Origin of the sequence: Proteiniphilum sp. UBA5384 (genome assembly GCF_002410825.1) — a bacterium.
Classification (GTDB): Bacteria; Bacteroidota; Bacteroidia; order Bacteroidales; family Dysgonomonadaceae; genus Proteiniphilum.
In genome coordinates, this window is sequence record NZ_DHOS01000001.1 from 273,060 (window position 1) to 295,047 (window position 21,988).

Below are 21,988 nucleotides of genomic sequence, written 5' to 3' on the forward strand. Positions count from 1 at the left end.
TTTTCTTGCGATAAAGCACTTCCCTTTACCGTTCTGGATTTTACGTATTAAGTATGAATTATTATACTCCGGCAGAAGCTGCCGAAGCGTTTAGGATCACAGCAATTAATAAGTCGAAACTCCCGTTTCTTCATTTTGCTATTGCGGCTGTTCTCGGTGGGGCATTCATCGCACTCGGCGGGTTACTCACTGTGATGGTGGCCGGTGGAATGCCGGAAACCGGCAGTGCTAATCCCGGACTGGTGAAGTTTGTGGCGGGGGCTCTCTTTCCTGTAGGACTTATCATGGTCTCGGTCACGGGGGCAGACCTGTTTACCAGCGACTGCGCCGGTCTGGCTTTTCCCATGTTAAAACGGGATATAACGGTGATGAACGTGGCGAAAGTCCTCTTGCTTTCTTACCTCTTTAATTTCGTAGGAGCGCAATTCATCGCTTTCGTACTGTCCGCCAATGTGGGCCTGTTCGATAAAGAACCCTGGCAATCTTACCTGCACCATTATTCCGAAGCAAAGGTGAATCAGGATTTCGCACGTGTCTTTGTGAAAGGGATTGGCGCTAACTGGCTGGTATGTCTCGGCATGTTCATGGGATACACTGCGAATGACATCATCGGGAAAAGCGTGGCTATATGGATCCCCATTATGATTTTTGTGGTGCTTGGATATGAACACTCGATTGCCAATATGTTCTTTATTCCGGCAGCAATATATAGCGGCGCCGATATCACCTGGAGCGGTTTCCTTGCGAAGAACCTGTTTCCGGCCACACTCGGGAATATTGTCGGTGGGATGTTACTGGTAGGAACGGTCTACTGGTACCTGTTCCTGCATCAACCCCCAAAAATAGACAGGCATAATTAAAACAGCATATATCTACATTACACAATAAATATATTATCAACGATGAATAATCAACATGAATCTTGGAAAGGCTTTAAGGGCGACATCTGGAGAAACGAAATAAATGTAAGGGACTTCATTATGAATAACTATACGCCGTATGAGGGTGATGATAGTTTTCTGGTTTCTTCCACCGAACGTACCCGTAAAGTCTGGAACAAGTTGACGGAAATGTTCAAGGTAGAACAAGCCAAAGGCGTGTACGATGCCGAAACCAAATACCCGCAGGAAATAGACACCTACGGGCCGGGATATATCGATAAGGATAATGAGGTGATCGTGGGTTTACAGACCGATGCTCCGCTCAAACGGGGAATCTTCCCGAAAGGGGGTATCCGTATGGTAGAGAATGCATTAAATGCGTATGGATACGAACTCGATCCGATGACCAAAGAGATTTATACCCGCTACCGTAAAACGCATAATGAGGGTGTTTTCTCGGCTTATACCGAAGAAATGATGGCTGCACGCCGTTCCGCCATCATTACCGGATTGCCCGATGCCTATGGCCGGGGGCGTATTATCGGTGATTACCGCCGTGTGCCGCTTTACGGAACTACAACTCTGATCACAGAGAAAAAAGAGTTCCTGAAACGCCTCGACATTCAGGAGATTACCGAAGATATCATACAGCGTCGTGAAGAGATCTCGGAACAGATCAAAGCGCTGAAAGCTTTCGAAAAAATGTGTAACGGATATGGATTTGACGTATCCGAACCGGCTAAGGATGCCCGTGAGGCAGTGCAGTTCCTTTATTTTGCTTATCTGGCGGCAGTGAAAGACCAGGATGGGGCAGCCATGTCGATCGGACGTACTTCCACCTTCCTCGATATTTACATTGAAAAAGACATCAAAGCGGGATTGTTGTCTGAAGAGGAAGCACAGGAATTGGTCGATCAACTGATCATAAAGCTGCGGATAGTGCGTTTCCTCCGTACGCCGGATTATAACGACCTCTTCTCTGGTGATCCGGTATGGGTGACCGAATCACTGGGTGGACAGACCGTGGACGGACGTACCCTGGTGACAAGGACATCGTTCCGTTACCTGCATACGCTCTATAACCTCGGCCCTGCTCCGGAACCCAACCTGACAGTACTCTGGTCGCAGCACTCTCCCGAGAACTGGAAACAATTCTGTTCGAAAGTGTCGGTGGATACCTCGGCTATCCAATACGAGAATGACGATTTGATGCGTCCCGATTATGGAGATGACTACGGGATTGCCTGTTGCGTATCGCCGATGAAGATTGGAAAGCAGATGCAGTTGTTCGGTGCGCGTGCCAACCTGGCCAAATGTTTATTGTATGCCATCAACGGTGGGCGTGATGAAAAATCAGGCGTACAGGTGGCACCGAAATTCGAACCGATTACTGCGGAATACCTCGATTATGACGAGGTGATGGCGAAATTCGAGCAGATGATGCGCTGGTTGGCCAAAGTATATGTCAACGCATTGAAAATCATTCACTATATGCACGATAAATATGCGTATGAAGCGTTTGAAATGTCGCTGCATGACGGGGATGTGCAACGTATCCGTGCGACGGGTATCGCCGGGCTTTCCATCGTGGCAGACTCACTCGCAGCCATCCGTGATACGAAAGTGAAAGTGATCCGTGATGAACGGGGCATTGCCGTGGACTTCGAACGGGAGGGTGATTATGTGCCTTTCGGAAATAACGACGACAGGACGGACCGGATCGCGGTGGATATCACCCGCAAGTTCATGGGATATCTCCGTCAGCACGAGACATACCGCAATGCCATCCCCACACAGTCGATCCTCACCATCACCTCTAACGTGGTATATGGAAAGAAGACCGGGGCAACGCCTGACGGACGTCCCGCAGGAACGCCATTCGCGCCGGGTGCCAACCCGATGAACGGCCGTGATACCAAGGGAGCGGTTGCAGCACTGGCATCGGTGGCCAAACTGCCGTTCCAGCATGCACACGACGGAATTTCCTACACCTTTGCCGTTTCTCCGGGTACCCTCGGAAAAGAAAGGAACGTACAGGTGACGAATATGGTCGGACTGCTCGACGGATATTTCACTTCGGATGGTGGGCAGCACCTCAATGTGAACGTGTTCGACAAGGATCTGCTGGTGGATGCGATGAACCATCCCGAGAATTATCCGCAATTGACGATCCGTGTGTCGGGTTATGCGGTGAATTTTGTGAAGCTGACCAAAGAGCAACAGTTGGATGTGATCTCAAGGACGATCAACCACGCACTGTAATTGTATTTGTAACTAAAGCGGAGTCCTTTAGATATTTTGTGGGGACCCATCACTCGTGAAGAGCGTAAAAAGAGTAGCTGTTTGAGCGAAGTGAGTTTCTACTCTTTTTAGTTCGAACGAGTGGTAATGGGTCACAAAATATCGTCAGACGGATGCTTTAGTTACAAATACTTTATCCCACGATATGTTAGGACGGATTCATTCACTGGAGAGTTTCGGTACGGTTGACGGGCCGGGCATCCGCTTTGTGGTTTTCCTGCAAGGCTGCCCCCTGCGGTGCCTATACTGCCATAATCCTGATACCTGGGATCCGAAGCAAAGCGGGAAATACCTCCTTTCTCCCGAAGAACTGCTGGAAGAAGTCCTTCGTTACAAGAGTTTTATCGCCAAGGGGGGAGTGACCGTCACCGGTGGGGAGCCCTTATTGCAACCCGAATTCCTGTATGAATTCTACTCTTTATGTAAAGAGAACGGCATACATACCGCACTCGATACTTCCGGCGCCATTTTTACTCAAGCTGTGCAAAGAGTATTGGATATGGTGGATTTGGTTTTGCTTGATGTGAAATCGATCGATGCAAATCAACACAAAGAACTCACCGGAGTAAAAATCGATAACACGTTGAAAAGCCTTAACTTTCTCGAAGAAAAAAATAAACCCACCTGGGTCCGCCATGTGATTGTGCCGGGATGGACAGATGATGATCTTTTACTGAAAAAAACTGCCGATTACCTTTCTCCCTACCGCTGTATCGAAAAAGTAGAACTGCTGCCGTATCATGATATGGGCACACGCAAATATGAGCAGCTGGGAATGGAATACCGCCTGAAAAATACACTTCCGCTATCGAAGGAACGATTGGAAAATGTCCGTACTATTTTTAGAGAAGCAGGACTTCGGGTAGGGTAAGTTGAAAATGAAAAGTTCTTTCATAATGAAATTTTCGCTAAATTTGTAAATCATAATCTGAATGAGTATTCAGGGTAAAATATAAAAAATTGGTTATGAAAACAATAGCGGTTAAACGGAGAAAGCTGATAGATGAAATCAACCGGTCTCAGAATGAGAGATTATTGGATGAACTTTATCTTTTTATTCAAAAAGATAATCAGTTAGAGGATGTTTATTGTTTGTCTGATGATCAGAAAGACGCCATTGCTATTGCTCGGGAACAGATTAAGAATGGGTAGATTTACGACAATGAAGAGGTCGAAAACGAGATAAGGCAATGGCTCGAAGAGTAATACTTTCAGAATTGGCTCGGGATGATCGAAGACGAATCCTTGAATATTTTGGTAGACGTAATCAATCTAAAGCTTATAGCAAAAAGTTAAATGAGCAATTCAGTCAGGCTTTAAGATTAATTTCGTCCTATCCTCAAATAGGAAAGCTGACAGATGACAAAAATTTACGTGTGAAGATTGTGTCCACTATCTAATTTTTTATGAAGTTAGAAAAGACGCTATATATGTATTAACTATATGGGACAGTAGAAGAGATCCAAAGGGATTGGAAAACATTCTAAGATAATTCAATAATATGAGTACAGAAAGTCCAGTGTTGGAAGACAATAAGAAAAGCCTTAATTTTATAGAACAGATTGTGGAAAACGATCTGAAAGAAGGAAAAAACGACGGCCGCATACAGACGCGGTTTCCGCCGGAACCCAACGGCTACCTGCATATCGGGCATGCCAAAGCGATTTGCCTCGATTTCGGCATCGCAGAAAGATATAACGGTATCTGTAACCTTCGTTTCGACGATACCAATCCTGTGAAGGAAGATGTGGAGTATGTGGACTCCATTATGGAGGATATAGAATGGCTGGGATTTCATTGGGAGAATGTCTATTACGCATCCGATTATTTCCAGCAGTTGTGGGATTTTGCCGTAAAACTTATCAAAGAGGGCAAAGCCTATGTGGATGAGCAGTCGGCCGAAGAGATCGCAAAACAAAAAGGAACTCCTACTGTGCCGGGAAGGCATAGCCCTTATCGTGACCGTCCCATCGAAGAATCATTAGAACTATTCGAGAAAATGAACAGTGATGAGATCCCCGAAGGAAAGATGGTATTGCGCGCCAAAATAGACATGGCTTCGTCGAATATGCATTTCCGTGATCCGATTATCTACCGGATAATCCATATTCCACACCACCGTACCGGAACGCAATGGAAGGCGTATCCGATGTATGATTTCGCACATGGACAGTCGGATTACTTTGAGGGAGTGACACACTCACTTTGTACTTTGGAGTTCGAAGTACACCGCCCGTTATACGATTGGTTTATCGATCAACTGGCCGACAGTGATTACCGTCCGCGGCAGACCGAATTCAACCGGTTGAACCTCACCTACACGGTGATGAGCAAGCGTAAGCTGTTGCAATTGGTACAGGAGAAATTGGTGTCGGGATGGGATGATCCCCGGATGCCGACCCTGACCGGTATGCGCCGTAGAGGATATACACCGCAGGCGATCCGCAGTTTCATCGACAAGATTGGCTATACGAAATATGAGGCCATCAATGATGTATCTTTGCTGGAACATGCAGTGCGCGAAGATTTGAACGCCCATGCAATACGTGTCTCGGGGGTGATTGATCCCGTCAAACTGGTCCTCACCAACTATCCGGAAGGCCAGGTAGAAGAGATGGAGGCAATCAATAATCCGGAGGATGAAAGCATGGGGAGTAGAAAAGTGAAATTCAGCCGCGAGCTATGGATAGAGCGTGATGACTTCATGGAAGAGGCTCCCAGGAAATACTTCCGCCTGACACCCGGTAATGAGGTACGTCTGAAGAACGGATATATCATAAAATGTACCGGTTGCAAGAAGGACGAAGAGGGAAACGTGATAGAGGTGTATGCCGAATATGACCCGATGACCAAGAGCGGTATGCCCGATTCCAACCGGAAAGTAAAAGGAACCATCCACTGGGTCTCCGTGCCACATAGTATAGATGCGGAGGTAAGACTTTATGACCGCCTTTTTATGGTGGAAGACCCGGCAAGTGAGAAAGAAAAGGATTTCAGGGAATTATTGAATCCCGACTCACTTATCGTGAGAAAGGGATGTAAGATGGAAGAATATCTCAAAGGGGCAAAGCCGCTGGATAGCTTCCAATTCCAACGGATCGGCTATTTTAATGTGGATGCGGATTCCACAGAAAATGCTTTGGTATTCAACCGGACGGTTGCCCTCAAGGATTCCTGGAAAAAATAATGACCCGTTTTATTATGCGGCTATATTATGGTTGTATGACCGCAGGAGACTGTAAATGGACGATAACGAATTGGACATAACCTCATTGATTGAGAAATATGAGCATATGCGTGTGCTTGGCAGGAAGATTTATTTCGATGCCGACGAGTTTGCCATGCTTGCCGAGTACTACAATGCGGAAGGTGATAACGAAGAAGCCGAAGAACTCATCAATGAGGGGCTAAAGATGCATCCCGGCAGTCCCGAGTTGATGCTGATGAAGGCAAAAATGCTTGTCTATTCTGAGAAGTATCAGGATGCGCTCGACTATATGGAGCGGATTTCGGATGAAGGGGAAGTGGACCTGGCTCTATTGAAGATAGAATCATTGCTACACAGGGGGAATCAGACCGCAGCTGATCAACTGATTAATACTACATTGAAACAGGAACTTCCCATAGATGATCTTTACTTCTTCATTACGGAACTGGGATATATATTCAATGATGTGGATCTTTTCGATCGGGCCATTTCATTTTTAGAAGAAAGCATGAAGATCAATGATTCGAACAGTGATGTTATTGTTGATCTTGCTTATGCTTATGAGATGAAAGGTGATCTGGATAAAGCAATAGAATATAACAACCGGTTGCTTGACATCGATCCTTATTCGTATGACGGATGGGTGAATATTGGCAAACTCTATTCCATGAACGAGCAGCATGACAAGGCCATAGATGCATTCGATTTTGCACTTACCATCAACGATGAGGATGTAGCCATTCTGAAGATGAAAGCGTTGTCACTTTACCTGAATGATAACGTAGAGGGTGCAATTGCCCTTTTTGAAGAATGTCTGGAAAAGTCGCCCGGGGATGAAGCGGTATATGATTCACTTTTAGAGGCTTATGGTTCTATGGAACAGTATGATAAGATGATGGAACTTATAGATAAAAGGGAAAAGATACTGGGAAGTGAAGGAGCGTTGGCGAAGCGGGCTTTTGTCTATATCAATAAGGATGAGTATGATAGGGCGAGAGAACTGTTTTCTCAGATTCCGGAGTCGGAAAAGGAAACGTTTGATTATTTTATGCTGGAGGGAGAGTTAGCTTTCCATGAAGAAGATTTTGTTGGAGCAGAGGCAGCTTATATGAAAGCGGCTCTTGCATCGGAAGGAAATGAGGATGTGCTGGATAGATTAGCCAATATCAGTGTGGCGCAAGGAAAATTTGAACAGGCAGCTGGCTACCTGGAAGAATTATTGGAGATTGCCCCTGATTTTCCTACTGTTAAATCGAGGCTAGCCTTTATCCGTTTCGAAATCGGCTCCAAAGAACCGTTTGACCAGATCATGGAACAATTTTCGGACCAAGAGTTGAAAGATCTGCTTAATCTGATTACAGGTAACGACAATAACGATTTTTCCGATTACACTCGTGAGAGGATGCTAACGCGGCTCAATGAAGCCCGGGAAAACAGAGTGCTATTCAAGAATATAAAGTATTGATTGTTAGCATCCGTTTTTTTATAAAAAAACGGGCTACTTCTTTAGGAATAGTCCGCCTTTTATTCGACATGATTTTAATTGATTGATTATCATGTGTGTGTTTGGTGGAGATTACCGGACTCGAACCGGTCACCTCAACACTGCCAGTGTTGCGCTCTAGCCAGATGAGCTAAACCCCCATGATTACTTATAAAAAGAGTCTATCGCTTTAGACGGTGCAAAGATAATAATTATTCTGAAATAATCAATTTCATCGCATGATTTCTTTGCCTCCATATCGTTTGTTTTTCTGATAAAATAGCCGTAAATTTGATCTGCCGATTTAAAATGTAAACAATTCCGAAAGATAGTTCCGATTTGAGATAACGGGTTTATATCATTTCTGACAACAAAATTCAAAATAAGAATGGTTCCTAAAATTCAAAGATCACGATAATATGATTGTTTTTAATACGACCTTCCATGTAGAAGAAGATATTCGAGACGAATTTATAGAATATATGCTTCAGTATTTTATTCCTATGTCTACCAAAAGTGGCTTGCTTACATCTCCTCGTCTATCACGTGTGTTTGGTAAGGAAGAAGAACCGGGACACTCTTTCGCCATCGAATTCCAGGCCGCTAATATTGATGTATTAGAGCGTTGGAATAGGGAAGAGAGTGGGGGGATATATGCTCCGTTGTTGAAGAAATTCAAAGAAAAGATGGCGGGTTTTTCCATCGTAATGCAAACAATAGAGTATTAATACACTATTTGCGATAAGCCAATGGCTAGAATCAGATTTGTTTGTATTTTGCCATGGTAAGCAAATATCTAACGTGAGTGAATATTGATGATGCGGAAAGAGCGGATTATAATGGGGATTGACCCCGGCACGCAAGTGATGGGATACGGTATACTTAAGGTTCTCGAGAATAAACCCTGTCTCGAGGCAATGGGAGTAATGCAGTTAGACAAATATGACGACCATTACCTGAAGCTGGCGCGTATATATGCCCGGATTATAGGGCTTATTGAAGAGTATCTCCCTGATGAACTGGCTATTGAAGCTCCGTTCTTTGGTAAGAATGTACAGAGTATGCTTAAACTGGGACGTGCCCAGGGTGTAGCGATGGCGGCTGCCATTTCAAGGGATATTCCCATTTTTGAATATGCCCCATTGAAGATAAAGATGGCCATTACCGGGAATGGTCGGGCTTCCAAAGAACAGGTCGCCTATATGTTGCAGAAGATACTTCGTATTCCGGATGAAAACATGCTTCCGCAATTGGATGCGTCGGACGGACTTGCTGCTGCATTGTGTCATTTCTACCAATCTGATATTATTGCCGGAGACAAAAAATACAAAAGCTGGAAAGATTATGCGATCCATAATCCGGAAAAGGTCAAATCTGTGAATAAGTGAAGACAAAGATAAACTTTTAGAGAAAAAAATCGTTGTTTTTATCGGATTCGTTCCAAAGTTCGTTATCTTTGTTATATGAATCGACTAGTATCCCATATTGAGTTTTTACTACATGATCATAATTGTGTGATTATCCCCGGTTTCGGCGGTTTCGTGGTAAACGCCATTCCTCCCCGTAGGGATGGGATAGCGACCTTTCATGCTCCTTCATGTGAACTGGTTTTTAACCGTGACCTCTCCCATAATGATGGATTATTGGCCCAATCTTATATGAAGAATGGCAACATGACATTCGAGTTGGCCATGGAGCAAGTTGAACAGGATGTGCAAGAATTGAAACGCCGGTTACATGAGCATTTACAGGTAGACATGGGGAGCTTGGGTATATTCAATATGTATGATGATAAACGTTTTGTATATACTCCGGGAACGTTTGTACGTCCTTCTTTTTTTGGGCTGACCCAGGCTACCTTGAAACCGTTGATACAGATACAACCTGTTGTGGCAGTCAGGGAAAATGAAGCCGTCCGCAATTGGAGGCGTAGCGTAGGTGTTACAGCTGCTGCGGTAGCTGCCATTGCCGTGCTAATGATTATTCTTCCGGTAAGTGATACAAATATTCGCCGCCAGTCTGCCCGGATAATTTCTGAAACTGAGTGGTTTCGTCCCAAAGTAGTACAACCGGCGAATAATGTTACTGTAGTCAAGGCGAATAAAACAGCAGATGCGAAGAGAGTCGAAGAGTTATCGGTTAGTTCAACTCCGACCGATGCAACCTTGCCTATCGTGGATGTTATCGAAGCGAATGCAGAACTTAATGCGCCTAAATATTATATAGTGATGGGAGTATTCAAGGGAGTTGAATCGGCCGAAAAGACCACAAAACTGCTGCTCGACGAAGGTTTTCATCAAACAGGATGGTTGAAACGGTCCGACCGTATTGACGTCTATGCAGCATCGTTTACTGATAAAAATGCGGCAGACGTTTACTTAAAAGAAGTACATAAAAAGTTTCCCCGGCATACTGATGCCTGGATATTAAAAAGATAATTGGTTATGTCTCTGAAAAATAATATTATTGCAGGATTTGTCCTTTATTGGGTATATCAGGTTTACAGATACCGGAAGACGTTGACAACGCCTTTTGAGAGATTCCGTTTTCCCGATTTTTAATTATTTATCCTCTTCCGGAATTTCTTCTTTCCCTATTATTTCTTCGTTGCATCTCGCCGCGAGACGGTGTTCCTCCTTTGAATACATTGAAACGGTATACAAAGTGGAAAATAAAATAACCGGTGAGCGTATTAGTGGTGGTATCACGAATAAAGTTTGATGATATATTCCTGCGAATGTTACTTTTTTGTTGCAGGATATCATATACTTTTAACCGGATAATACCGTTTTTCTGTTTCAATATTTGTTTTTCCAGAGACGCATTCCATAATACTTCTTTTTGTTTGAATCCATTTGCATAGCCTGAATTAGTAGAATAGCGTATATCACTCTGGACGTTCCAGTTGAACGGTAGATAGATGATTGTATTGGCTGAGGTGCCATAATTAAAAAATTCCCTGTCCTGTTTTCCTTCAAGAGTATTTTTTACCTTATTATAGGTAATATTACCCTTTACTGAAAGACTTATTTTCGAGGAACTGTAATTAAGACTCAGATTTTCGGAAAGATTGATCTGTTTGCTTACATTCTCTTCAAGATTGGAAAATCCGTTGTTTTGTTTGTAACTTCCAAAGGAAGTTGTAGTGACGGTGAATTTTTTACTTATGATCGGTTGAGTGGTAGTGAATCGCAAGCTGACATCCCAGTTACCATTCACATTCATGTAGGTATTTTCTTTTCTTCCCGATTCCTGATCTGTGAAACGGGATGTAACTATTGCATTAGTCGTATAGTTGAAACTGGTATTTAACATGTAAAAGCGGTTATCCTGTGGTTGAGAATGATGGTATCTCATATTGATACGGTGATTAAACGAGGGTTTAAGATCAGGATTACCGTAAGTGACGTTCAGGGGATTTGTGATATCCATTACCGGTGATATTTGGTTGACCGTAGGTTGGTTAGTAGTTCCGGTATAGGTAAATCGTAGATTCTTCTGTTTGGACCATGTATAATTGAATTCTGCGTTGGGTGAATAATTGGTCACTTTTTGAGTAAGATCGCTGATCAGTGAATCGCCGATAAATGTCTTCCTTTGGGAAGAGGTAGGAAAGGCACTGAACCCCACGGAGTAGTTATATTTTTCTTTTTTCGAGCGGAAAGTGAAGCCTATATTCTGGTTCGTCGAGTTGTTTTCTTGTAGTTTACTGTATTTTTTATCATAAACAGTGTAATTACCTTTCTCATCTTGTGTACGGGTATCTTTGTTTGATTGGGACGAATTTTGATGATAGCTGTAGGTGAACTGGAGAAATTTCCGCTTCCCTATCGGTTCTACATACGAAATGGAAGAACGCCAGTTCGTACCATTATTTTGATTGGTGATGCGCTGGTCGATCAAGTCGTCCTTTTTTTTCCCGGTATAATAGGTGTTTGATAGGTTGTTTACTTTGCTTTTTGAATCATTGAGGCCGCTACCCAGGCCAATGCTGATGACTCGCCCCTTTTTCCCAAAGCGACGGCTGAGTTGAAGGTTTCCACCCAAGTTGAACCTGTCACCGTGTGACGCATAATCGGAATTTCCAAAATTGATAGTATCCCCATTTTCGCGGGTAGTAATAAAATTTCCATCCTCATCCCTTTCATTTCTTTGAAATGAAGCGTTGGGACGAAAAATAAGGGTAGTGAGCGAATCGGGTTTCCATTCCATTCGTAAATCAAAATTTACATTATCGCTGAAGCTGTCGGACCGTTCATTCTCTGATTCAAAAGTGTCTCCTTTGCTCAAAATATTTTGTGCATACATCTTGGATATCAATTCTGTATGAGTACGGCTATAGCGTAAATTACCCCCTATTTCCAGAGGTTTTGAGTATTCTTTACTAAAATTGAGACCGGCATTTTCTGATGTTGTGATTCCATTATTGCCGCCCCTTCCTCCATTTCGGTTATTCCCTCCACTTCGTCCGCCGAATACAGTGGAAGCCAAGTCGGAGAAACCGGCATTGTTCGTATTGTTGACCCCTCCTATGAAAGTCACCTGGTCTCTGTTTTTCATATAGTTCACCATGGCATTGGCTTCATAGCGTTCCTTACTGCCATAGCCCGCGAAAGCATTTCCGAAAGCTCCTTTTTTCATATGAGGCTTGAGAGTGAGGTTGATCACCATCTCTTCTATCCCGTCATCGAATTCGGTTATTTTTTCCATTTCGCTCTTATTATCGAGTACCTGTAACTTATCTATCATTTTTGCAGGCAGATTTTTGGATGCAATCTTGGGATCGTCACTGAAAAATTCCTTGCCGTCTACCAATATCTTTTTAATCTCTTTTCCATCCACTGTGATGCTACCGTCAGCATCGACTTCCACACCCGTCATTTCTTTGAGGATATCTTCTACCACTGCCATTTCAGCCACTTTGTATGAATCGGCATTATATTCCACCGTATCTCCTTTTACGATGATTTCGGGAGGACGTGCAGTGATAACGGTTTCTTCCAGTAAAATAGAATTTTCATATAGGGTGAGTGTGTCTAAATAGATTGTCGGATGGAATGTTGTAAGAGAAACATCCTGAAATATATCCTGATAGCCGAGAAAAGATATCTGGGTGATATATGTGCCGGGCGCTACAGCGATAGAAAAGGAGCCGTCGGCGTTGGAAGATATTCCGGTGATCAACGTACTGTCTTCCGGTTGGAGGATACGGATTGTGGCTGCAGGTATGGCCCGACCGGTTTCTGCGTCAATGATTTTCCCTGTAATAATCCCTTTCTGAGGTGATTGGGCAATCATCCCATGGATGCATACAAATGCAAAAATGAATATAATCACCCTCTTTCTCATCAGTCGGCAAAAATAAGTTTAAAATAAATGTGCGACAAATGAAATAGATGAACCGCTGTTTTCTGTCGATGAATAGAAAAAAAAGAATTATCTGTTGTATCTTTGTGAAATTAAATTCGAATAGTAAATAATGAACAAACAAGAGTATGAAACGAAACTATTGAGCACGTCTTATCCTAAACAGGATCCTTATGGCGCACTCTCAATTCCCGTTTACCATGCATTGGCTTATGAGTTTGAAACTGCCGAGGAAATGGAAGCCGCTTTCTGCGGGTGGACGGACGAACATACTTATTCCCGTATAACCAACCCTACGGTGCAATATTTTGAGGAACGAGTGAAAAGGGTGACAGGCGCATATGGTGTGACTGCTCTCAATTCCGGTATGGCAGCAATCAGTAATACATTGATTACTTTGGCATGGAGTGGCAGTAATCTGGTTACCTCCCGTCATCTTTTTGGAAATACTTATTCCTTTTTCGTAAATACTCTGAAGGCATTCGGCATGGAGGTGAGGTTTTGTGACTTGACCCGGCCGGAGGAAGTTGCGGAATCTATCGACGAGAATACCTGCGCGGTATTTCTGGAAATAATAACCAATCCCCAAATGGAAGTAGCCAATCTGGAGGGATTGAGCAATGTTGCCCATGACAGGAATGTTCCGTTGATTGCTGATACGACAATCATACCATTCACTGCTTTCCATGCTGCTGATTTTGGGGTGGATATTGAAGTGGTTTCAAGTACTAAATATATTTCGGGTGGAGCAACCAGTCTTGGTGGACTGATCATCGATTATGGTCGGTTTGATCAGTATCGTGCGCCCGCACTGAAAGCGCTGGCCGGTTCAGCTCAATCACCTTTCCACACCAGATTACGGAAAGAAGTGCATAGGAATCTGGGAGCCTATATGACACCCGATGTTGCTTGCATGCAGACGCTTGGTTTAGAGACCTTGCAGATACGTTTCGATAGACAGGCTGTTTCCTGCATGGATTTGGCCCTGAAACTACAGACTTTGTCAAAAGTGCGGATGGTGAATTATAACGGATTAGAAAATAATCCATTCTATGAAGTGAGTAGAAAGCAATTCGGTGATTATCCCGGTGCCATGCTCACCTTCGACCTGGGATCGAGAGAAGAGTGCTTTGCCTTTATGAATAAGCTTAAACTAATCCGTCGTGCGACCAATCTCTTCGATAACCGCTCGCTGATCATCCATCCGGCGAGTACTATTTTTGGTTCGTTCACTGCTGCGCAGCGGGAAATGATGAACGTGGAGGAAACAACGATACGTTTATCGGTGGGATTGGAAAATGTCGAAGAGCTGTTTGGAGATATTTGTCAGGCCCTGGGATAATAAATTTCTTTGGATATAATATAATAATCGCCCCATACTGCGTAAAAACGGTATGGGGCGATAGTTTTTTGTTATTTTCTATTATAGCGGATATTCATCGAACGCATAAAGTAAGGTAGAGAGATATCGCTCTCCCGTATCCGGTAAAACAACTATAATATTCTTACCTTCGTTTTCCGGTTTTTTAGATAGCTGTAGCGCAGCGTATGTAGCCGCTCCCGAAGAGATGCCTACCAGCAATCCTTCCGTTGCCGCTAACTTGCGACTGGTGCGAATTGCATCATCGTTGCTCACAGTGATTACCTCGTCCACTACGGAGGCATTGTATGTTCCGGGAACGAAGCCTGCGCCGATTCCCTGAATCTTGTGGGGACCCGGAGCACCCCCGGAGAGTACGGGAGAATCTGTAGGCTCTACTGCTACTACTTTAATATCGGGATTCAACTCTTTCAGCCGTTTTCCTGCTCCGCTTACGGTACCTCCTGTTCCGACCCCGCTCACAAGAATATCCACTTTTCCATCGGTATCCCGCCATATCTCTTCTCCTGTAGTGCGGTAATGTATTTCCGGATTGGCCGGATTTTCAAATTGCTGAAGGATAACGGCATTTGGTAATTCTGCCTGTAACTCGGATGCTTTCGCTATAGCTCCCTTCATGCCCTCAGTCCCGGGTGTAAGAACCAATTCTGCTCCCAGTGCTTTCAATAAATTCCTTCGCTCAAGACTCATGGTCTCAGGCATGGTAAGAATAAGCCTGTATTTCTTGATAGAAGATACAAAAGCCAAGCCTATACCCGTGTTCCCGCTTGTCGGTTCAATAATTACTGAATCGGCTTTAAGCAAGCCATTCTGTTCAGCTGCCTCCACCATTGACAGCGCAATACGGTCTTTTACACTACCCTGCGGATTGAAACTTTCTAACTTTGCAATAAGATTGGCATTCACCCCCTCTGATTGTTTGAACTGGTTGAGTTTTACTAAAGGAGTATTACCTATCAAATCTGTTAATTTTTCTGCAATTTTTGTCATAATAATCAATATTGAAATTTTTGACAAAAATAGGGGATATAATACTGGATTAAAATAGCACAATTATGGTATATTTAATTTATCAACTCCTTTCAATAATTTTCCAGATAGCCTCTACCCACATATCATTACTATTGAGTGCCGGTATAAAGGTGAATTTTTCACCCCCCGCCTCCATAAATAATTTACGTGCTTCGATATCAACATCATAGAGTGTTTCCAGATTGTCGACGGGAAATCCCGGCGTTACTACTGCCACTTTTTTCCATCCCAATTTGGGTAGATCGCGGATGTCGGTATCGAGAAAGGGATTCAGCCAATTTTTTCCCCTCTGTGACGAGTAGAAAAGGAATGTGTCATGTGGATCGATACTCAGTTTATTGCAAAATAACCGGTTTGTCTCTTTTAATTGATAGACATAATCATATTCTTTTCCCTTTTTCCATCCTGTTTCTACCTGTGTCAGAGGAAGGCTGTGGTAGGAGAATATCAATTTGTCGATATCTTCCAGGTAAGGCTTTGCATTGGATATGAGTGCGTGAATAAAAGCGGGATGATTATAATAGGGGTCGGCAAACTTCAACCGGAAAGAATGGGGATGTTTATAGAAGACATTCCCAATCATATCCTTCGAAGTCTGGGTAGTAGATTGAGCATAATGAGGATAGAGGGGGAACACTATTACCTCATGCAGTAACGGGCATTTTCTTTCCAACTCACGAAAAGCACCGGCTACATCCGGCTCTCCATAACGCATGGCAATTTCCACCGGAATGCCTTTCTGCTCTTCCAGTTTTTGTGCTAATTGCTGCATGTGATAAATGAGAGGAGAGACCGAAGATGTCTCTTCGTTATGCCAGATCAGTTCATATTTATCAGAGACCCGTGATCCGCTGCCCGGTGCGATTATATTTTTTGCAAGGAATTTCGACCACCATTCGGATTTTCCAGTTAGAAGCGGGTCAGAGAGCATGGCGCAAATAAAATTTTTTACGTCATTGGGTGCTGTACTCGCAGGGGTTCCCACATTTATTAATAATATACCTCTCATTTTACCAATTGCCAATTATTATCATATCGCCGAAATCATTACACATCCACATTGCATTACCGAATTATCACAGCAATATATTACCCAATCAACGCATCTTTATTTCACGCAGGTTTGCAGCAACTGCGTAAATTCATCAGGTATAATCGTAATTGATTTTGTGTCTGCCGGAATAAGCATTGACTCCCCTTTACGGAGGACTTCATTGTTCCCTTTTTCATCTTTCACCGTGCAGTGGCCGGCCATACAGATATAAATAACAAATGAATCGAGATCGTTATAATCCTGTTCCATGGGAGCATTTACTTCTAACAAGTGAGTAGTGAAATAGGGTGAAGTGACCAATTCTACGGGTTGGTTCACCTGATTTTCATATTCTGTCTTATAAGAATCATATACTTTGAAATCGATGGCCTCTTTTGCCAGTTCGGTATGGAGTTCGCGGCTGTTTCCTGAAGCATCTTTACGATTATAGTCATAAATACGATAAGTGATATCGGAGGTCTGTTGTATCTCGGCAATAAAGCATCCCGAACCGATAGCGTGCACACGTCCTGCAGGAAGATAAAAGACATCTCCGGCTTTTACCTCATACTTCATGAGTTTGTCGGTAAAAGTATTGTTCTTTACCGTTTCCGGATATTCTTCGGGGGTGATATTCTCCTTGAATCCGCAATAGAGATATGCACCCGGCGCCGCATGGATAACATACCACATTTCGGTTTTCCCAAATGAATTATGACGTTTTTTTGCCAGTGTGTCGTCGGGATGTACTTGAATGGACAGGTCGTCACGGGCATCAATAAATTTAATAAGTAAGGGAAATGTATTTCCGAATTTGTGGTACACTTTTTTTCCCACCAGTTTCTCTTTGTAACGGTCGAGTAGTTCATCCAGTAATGTACCGGCTAAATGACCGTTAGAGATACAGGAGATATTGCCACGTACACCCGAAATTTCCCAACTCTCGCCAATACCTTCCTGTATGGGGCTAATATTTTTGAAACGGCAGATATCCGATCCTCCCCAGATAATGGATTTAAGAATCGGTTCGAATTTAAACGGATAAAGTGTTCCGTTATTGAGAGGCAAATTTTTTATTGTATTGTTATCAGACATATTATATTGTTTAATCATTAAATCATCATATCAATTTCATTACCATGGCCGTTCGCGCAGGCAGATAAAGTCTCAGCCACCCTTTATCGTCCTTGGCATAAAGAGGATCATACATAGTGAAATGATGGAGAGTATCATCATTCAACCCGAATCCTCCGAACTTTTGATTATCGGTATCGAGTATAATTTCATACTCACCCTGGGGAACCAGGATACCATAATCGCTGTACGATTTCTGTGGATTGAAATTATAAATAAAAAGCATATCCTTTCGCATATATGCCAGCATATTGTCATCATCCTTATCCCAAATCTTTACTAAAGGAAGTGCCTGGAAGTCGGGAACAGATTTGATAAGATGTAGCATAGCCTTGTCGAAATCACCCAGATAATGATACTTCAGGTTATGGTCGTCAGCCAGATGCCATTGACGGCGGGCGTATTTGTAGGACCAGTGATTACCTTCACGGGGAAAATCGATCCACTCAGGATGTCCGAACTCATTCCCCATAAAATTGAGGTAACCTCCATTGATAGTGGTCGCTGTTACCAGACGGATCATTTTATGCAAGGCAATGCCACGGTCTACCGTATAAGAACTACTCATCAGTTTCGACATAAACCAATACATATCGGCATCAATCAGCCTGAATATAATAGTTTTGTCTCCCACCAATGCCTGATCGTGGCTTTCTACGTAAGATATAGTTTTTTCATCGGTGCGCCGGTTCGTTGTTTCCCACCAGATGGCGCTGGGGTACCAATCCTCATCTTTTTTTTCTTTGATCGTTTTGATCCAGAAATCGGGAATATTCATTGCCATACGGTAGTCAAATCCATATCCGCCGGATTGGATGTCCAATGCCAATCCCGGCATGCCGCTAACTTCTTCGGCAATGGTGATGGCATGGGGATTCACATCATGAATCAATTGATTGGCCAGTGTGAGATAACAAATGGCATCAGGGTCCTGATGGCCATTATAATAGTCGCTATAGGAACTGAAGCTTTCTTCCATGCCGTGACTATAGTACAACATCGATGTAACACCGTCAAACCGGAAGCCGTCGAACCGGAACTCTTCAAGCCAATATTTACAGTTGGAAAGCAGAAAATGCAATACCTCATCTTTACCGTAATCAAAACAGAGAGAATCCCATACTTTGTGTATCCTCCTGTTAGGATCCTGGGGGAAATACAGGTCATAACTCCCATCTATCCTCCCAATACCTTCTATTTCGTTCTTCACTGCATGGGAATGTACGATATCCATGATGACTGCAATACCCATTTCATGAGCGGCATCAATCAATTCCCGCAGTTCATCGGGAGTGCCATTCCGCGAAGAGGGCGCAAAAAAGCTTGATACATGGTATCCGAATGAACCATAGTAGGGATGTTCCTGGATGGCCATGATCTGGATAGTGTTGTATCCGTTCTCTTTTATCCGTGGTAAAATATTTTCCCTGAATTCGTTGTAACTTCCTACCTTCTCTTCTGCGGTTGACATCCCTATATGAGTCTCATAAATGAGCAGGGGTGAGCAGTCCGGTTTGAAATCGGTATGTTTGAAAGTGTATCTGTTTTCCGGTTCCCATACCTGTGCACTGAAGATGAACGTGTTTACATCTTGCACCACACGTCTACACCATGCCGGTATCCGCTCTCCCGAACCGCCTTCCCAGCTTACATGCAATTTATAGAGATCTTCATGATGGATATGTCCCGGGGGTACCTTTACCTCCCACACGCCGTGATCTACCCGTTTCAAACGAAATGATTCCTGCCGCTGCCAATCATTGAAGGTGCCTATCAGAAAAATATCGGAGGCGTTGGGCGCCCATTCGCGAAACACCCATCCATCGTTTGTTTTGTGTAACCCGAAATAGAGATAGCCACTTGCGAAATCGGAAAGGGTGATCCTACCTCCCTGTGTGAGATCGGACAACCTTTTCAGGTAAAAGTTATGGCGCCCTGTGATTGCTTCGGCATAGGGATTGAGCCATGGATCGTTCTGAATAATATTAAGCATTGTGTGCATTAAATTAAAAGGGAGCTAAATCATAGTTGCCTTTTGTGAATATGAATCCAATACGACAAAGATAAGAAATTGTAAATATTTCTCTCAATTTTTGATACTAAAAAAGAGGAGGTAAAATAAAATTGAGAAAAATGCATATCTTTGCGATTCAAGTTTAACAAAGAGTTATTTCATGATGAAACGAATTATTTCGGTTATTTTTTTTATTATTCTTTTTTTTACGGGAAAGTCATATGCGCAAGATTCAGCAATTACCTGCAGTTTAGGTTTTACTTTTGAAATCAGTGAAGATAGAAGCTGGGGATATAAAGAGCCTGTAATTGTGGATATTACTCCAGGTTCTCCGGCTGAAAAGGCGGGCCTGAACATCAATGATATAATCCTGTCTGTAAATCATAATGGCACTTACCTGAAATCATATCAGACTATTATGTCATGGTTTAACCAGGATCCGGACAAGATGATGTTGGCCATTCGCAATTTTAGGCATGCTTTTAAGGAATATACCATTTATAAAGATTGTCGTCATTCTGATGCTATCAGGGAAGCTCAGTTGGCCCCTGTGTTTGCATTTTATAGTCTGGAAGATGTGCAAACCCGACGATTTGTTGTCCCGGTGAAGACAACTGTTAATGAAAACGCCCTCTTCCATAACTATAGTACTTTTTCCTTTGTAACTTCCGATGAGAGTACACGTCAACTTGATGAACGGATCAATGCCATTTTCATCCGTGCGTTGGCTGAAGTGGGACTTCAATATGATCCCGGTGATCCTGATTTTATCATTCAGACCTATTATAGTTATGAGAGTAATCCGATGTACAAACCCGATTCTCCTACTTATGGAAGCTATCAGCCGGTTTGGCGATTTGATACGAGGAGTAACCGTATGTTGAAGCTTCCCCTTTATAACCCTTCGGAAGCAGTCCGGGTAGATGATATTGCTTATAACCTTGAATTCGGGTACCGCTTTTATGACCGGAAGTTTGTCGAAGCGGGAGAAATGATACAGATATGGGAGAGTGAAGTGCAGGAGCGGTTAAGTAGTCAGTATAGCTTGGTCGATTATCTGGAAATGAATCTTCCTCTTCTTTTAAAGAAATTCCCTAATGTGGGGAATAAATCGTTTGGTACATATAATGTGAACTATCAGAAATACAACTATACCGGTATCGGATATAACATGGGCGACCTGAAGACGGTTGCATCGGTAGATCCCGGTTCGCCGGCTGCAAGAGCAGGTATCTTACCCGGCGATGTGGTGATCAATATTCAGGGACAGGATTTTGACCATACTTCCCAATCGTTAACGGAAGGATACCGTCGTTTTATCGCGGAGACTATGAATCTGAGGGATAAAAGTACCCGGTATACCGATTCCAACGGATTTAAAGAATGTATGTTTTGGGATGTGTCGAAGTATAATGCGGTATCGACAGCTATTTCAAACAACCGGCGGTATAAATCCGCTTTCTCTTACTTGTTCAACTTTAATCAATACGTCGACTGGACTACACCTGTATCCATTAATATAATAGTATTGCGAGATGGCAATGAAATGAACTTTGCCGTGACTCCACAAATAACAGTCAGCTCACATATGTTAGTATATTAGGTGGAACAGTAAAATGAGGAAATAAATGGGATAGTGAAGGTGCCCCGATAAAAAATTCAAAAATAAATAGGGAAATATTTGGAAGATATTCATCAGAAACATTATCTTTGTAGCCCTTTCGCTTAAAAGCAGGGTCATTATAGAGGTAATGAAAACAAGCAGATTGGAATAATAAAGGGTAATCACTGGAAATCAGATTCTTTACTTCAGCTGCGAAAAAATATTGAAAAAACTTACTAAAAAGTTTTGGAGATTAAATTAAACTCCCTATCTTTGCACCCGCTTTCAGGAAATAAGTACTGACGGCGAAAAAGAAAAGCGATCTTTAGGTATTTACATACACGTTTTAAAAAGAAGACAAAGCAGAGTATACAAGGGACCGCGGTTTTAAGAAGCCGGGGTCAAAATTGGTACCCGTTCAATAAAAGATACAGGAAACTAAAAAATAAATCGTGAATTCGGAGGATCCGGGATCTGCAGGACTTTAGTCGGTATATATGGCGTTGCCTAAGTCTGCTTGACAGACAGGGGGGCAAGTTTCAAGGAAACAA

Annotated in this window: 16 protein-coding genes and 1 tRNA gene; 11 read left to right on the forward strand and 6 right to left on the reverse strand. The window is 43.0% G+C overall.

What is annotated here, in order from left to right; genetic code table 11:
* The first annotated feature begins 53 nt into the window (after positions 1-53).
* The 6 genes from B4G81_RS01110 to B4G81_RS01135 all read left to right on the forward strand — a co-directional run bounded on the left by B4G81_RS01110 (position 54) and on the right by B4G81_RS01135 (position 7,855).
* Positions 54-860, forward strand: coding sequence for a formate/nitrite transporter family protein (locus B4G81_RS01110; RefSeq protein ID WP_294079180.1), 807 nt, complete (start codon positions 54-56; stop codon positions 858-860).
* A 42-nt stretch (positions 861-902) separates the two neighbouring features.
* A complete protein-coding gene (gene pflB, locus B4G81_RS01115) occupies positions 903-3,143 on the forward strand; it encodes a formate C-acetyltransferase (RefSeq protein ID WP_294079182.1) in 2,241 nt (746 codons plus the stop codon).
* 184 nt (positions 3,144-3,327) lie between these two features.
* Complete coding sequence (gene pflA, locus B4G81_RS01120) at positions 3,328-4,053, forward strand: pyruvate formate-lyase-activating protein (RefSeq protein ID WP_294079184.1); 726 nt, start codon at positions 3,328-3,330, stop codon at positions 4,051-4,053.
* A 95-nt stretch (positions 4,054-4,148) separates the two neighbouring features.
* Positions 4,149-4,334, forward strand: a complete 186-nt coding sequence (locus tag B4G81_RS01125) for a hypothetical protein (protein ID WP_294079186.1) — start codon at positions 4,149-4,151, stop codon at positions 4,332-4,334.
* Positions 4,335-4,683: 349 nt separating this feature from the next.
* A complete protein-coding gene (locus tag B4G81_RS01130) occupies positions 4,684-6,369 on the forward strand; it encodes a glutamine--tRNA ligase/YqeY domain fusion protein (protein ID WP_294079189.1) in 1,686 nt (561 codons plus the stop codon).
* Between the two features lie 55 nt (positions 6,370-6,424).
* The gene (locus B4G81_RS01135) at positions 6,425-7,855 is read left to right on the forward strand and encodes a tetratricopeptide repeat protein (RefSeq protein WP_294079192.1); all 1,431 of its coding nucleotides are present in this window, start codon (positions 6,425-6,427) and stop codon (positions 7,853-7,855) included.
* Between the two features lie 102 nt (positions 7,856-7,957).
* On the opposite strand, the gene B4G81_RS01140 is transcribed toward B4G81_RS01135, so the two are convergent.
* Positions 7,958-8,034, reverse strand: a tRNA-Ala gene (locus tag B4G81_RS01140).
* Between the two features lie 258 nt (positions 8,035-8,292).
* On the opposite strand from B4G81_RS01140, the gene B4G81_RS01145 reads away from it, so the two are divergent.
* The 3 genes from B4G81_RS01145 to B4G81_RS01155 all read left to right on the forward strand — a co-directional run bounded on the left by B4G81_RS01145 (position 8,293) and on the right by B4G81_RS01155 (position 10,311).
* Positions 8,293-8,601 carry a DUF4286 family protein gene (locus tag B4G81_RS01145; protein WP_294079193.1) on the forward strand — a complete coding sequence of 103 codons (309 nt, stop codon included), beginning with the start codon at positions 8,293-8,295 and terminating at the stop codon, positions 8,599-8,601.
* A 90-nt stretch (positions 8,602-8,691) separates the two neighbouring features.
* Entirely contained in the window at positions 8,692-9,261 is a 570-nt protein-coding gene (gene ruvC / locus B4G81_RS01150; protein WP_294079226.1) for a crossover junction endodeoxyribonuclease RuvC, read from the forward strand.
* Between the two features lie 75 nt (positions 9,262-9,336).
* Positions 9,337-10,311 carry a hypothetical protein gene (locus B4G81_RS01155; RefSeq protein WP_294079194.1) on the forward strand — a complete coding sequence of 325 codons (975 nt, stop codon included), beginning with the start codon at positions 9,337-9,339 and terminating at the stop codon, positions 10,309-10,311.
* A 127-nt stretch (positions 10,312-10,438) separates the two neighbouring features.
* On the opposite strand, the gene B4G81_RS01160 is transcribed toward B4G81_RS01155, so the two are convergent.
* A complete protein-coding gene (locus B4G81_RS01160; protein ID WP_294079196.1) occupies positions 10,439-13,210 on the reverse strand; it encodes an outer membrane beta-barrel protein in 2,772 nt (923 codons plus the stop codon).
* A 142-nt stretch (positions 13,211-13,352) separates the two neighbouring features.
* On the opposite strand from B4G81_RS01160, the gene B4G81_RS01165 reads away from it, so the two are divergent.
* A complete protein-coding gene (locus tag B4G81_RS01165) occupies positions 13,353-14,582 on the forward strand; it encodes a PLP-dependent transferase (RefSeq protein WP_294079198.1) in 1,230 nt (409 codons plus the stop codon).
* Positions 14,583-14,663: 81 nt separating this feature from the next.
* On the opposite strand, the gene cysK is transcribed toward B4G81_RS01165, so the two are convergent.
* From cysK to B4G81_RS01185, 4 genes are all read right to left on the reverse strand, one after another.
* Positions 14,664-15,611, reverse strand: coding sequence for a cysteine synthase A (gene cysK, locus B4G81_RS01170; RefSeq protein ID WP_294079200.1), 948 nt, complete (start codon positions 15,609-15,611; stop codon positions 14,664-14,666).
* An 82-nt stretch (positions 15,612-15,693) separates the two neighbouring features.
* Complete coding sequence (gene hemH, locus B4G81_RS01175) at positions 15,694-16,662, reverse strand: ferrochelatase (protein WP_294079202.1); 969 nt, start codon at positions 16,660-16,662, stop codon at positions 15,694-15,696.
* Positions 16,663-16,761: 99 nt separating this feature from the next.
* Entirely contained in the window at positions 16,762-17,781 is a 1,020-nt protein-coding gene (locus B4G81_RS01180; RefSeq protein ID WP_294079204.1) for a type I phosphomannose isomerase catalytic subunit, read from the reverse strand.
* Positions 17,782-17,806: 25 nt separating this feature from the next.
* Entirely contained in the window at positions 17,807-19,813 is a 2,007-nt protein-coding gene (locus tag B4G81_RS01185) for an alpha amylase C-terminal domain-containing protein (protein ID WP_414703140.1), read from the reverse strand.
* A gap of 181 nt (positions 19,814-19,994) precedes the next feature.
* Between B4G81_RS01185 and B4G81_RS01190 the strand changes: the two genes are divergently transcribed.
* Positions 19,995-21,437 (forward strand): PDZ domain-containing protein, encoded by a 1,443-nt coding sequence (locus B4G81_RS01190; protein WP_294079209.1) that lies wholly within the window; start codon positions 19,995-19,997, stop codon positions 21,435-21,437.
* The last annotated feature ends 551 nt before the right edge of the window (positions 21,438-21,988 follow it).

Coding starts and splice junctions, on each gene's coding strand:
- B4G81_RS01110 (WP_294079180.1), top strand. CDS start 54: ATGAATTATTATACTCCGGCAGAAGCTGCCGAAGCGTTTAGGATCACA.
- pflB (WP_294079182.1), top strand. CDS start 903: ATGAATAATCAACATGAATCTTGGAAAGGCTTTAAGGGCGACATCTGG.
- pflA (WP_294079184.1), top strand. CDS start 3,328: ATGTTAGGACGGATTCATTCACTGGAGAGTTTCGGTACGGTTGACGGG.
- B4G81_RS01125 (WP_294079186.1), top strand. CDS start 4,149: ATGAAAACAATAGCGGTTAAACGGAGAAAGCTGATAGATGAAATCAAC.
- B4G81_RS01130 (WP_294079189.1), top strand. CDS start 4,684: ATGAGTACAGAAAGTCCAGTGTTGGAAGACAATAAGAAAAGCCTTAAT.
- B4G81_RS01135 (WP_294079192.1), top strand. CDS start 6,425: ATGGACGATAACGAATTGGACATAACCTCATTGATTGAGAAATATGAG.
- B4G81_RS01145 (WP_294079193.1), top strand. CDS start 8,293: ATGATTGTTTTTAATACGACCTTCCATGTAGAAGAAGATATTCGAGAC.
- ruvC (WP_294079226.1), top strand. CDS start 8,692: ATGCGGAAAGAGCGGATTATAATGGGGATTGACCCCGGCACGCAAGTG.
- B4G81_RS01155 (WP_294079194.1), top strand. CDS start 9,337: ATGAATCGACTAGTATCCCATATTGAGTTTTTACTACATGATCATAAT.
- B4G81_RS01165 (WP_294079198.1), top strand. CDS start 13,353: ATGAACAAACAAGAGTATGAAACGAAACTATTGAGCACGTCTTATCCT.
- cysK (WP_294079200.1), bottom strand. CDS start 15,611: ATGACAAAAATTGCAGAAAAATTAACAGATTTGATAGGTAATACTCCT.
- hemH (WP_294079202.1), bottom strand. CDS start 16,662: ATGAGAGGTATATTATTAATAAATGTGGGAACCCCTGCGAGTACAGCA.
- B4G81_RS01180 (WP_294079204.1), bottom strand. CDS start 17,781: ATGTCTGATAACAATACAATAAAAAATTTGCCTCTCAATAACGGAACA.
- B4G81_RS01185 (WP_414703140.1), bottom strand. CDS start 19,813: ATGCTTAATATTATTCAGAACGATCCATGGCTCAATCCCTATGCCGAA.
- B4G81_RS01190 (WP_294079209.1), top strand. CDS start 19,995: ATGATGAAACGAATTATTTCGGTTATTTTTTTTATTATTCTTTTTTTT.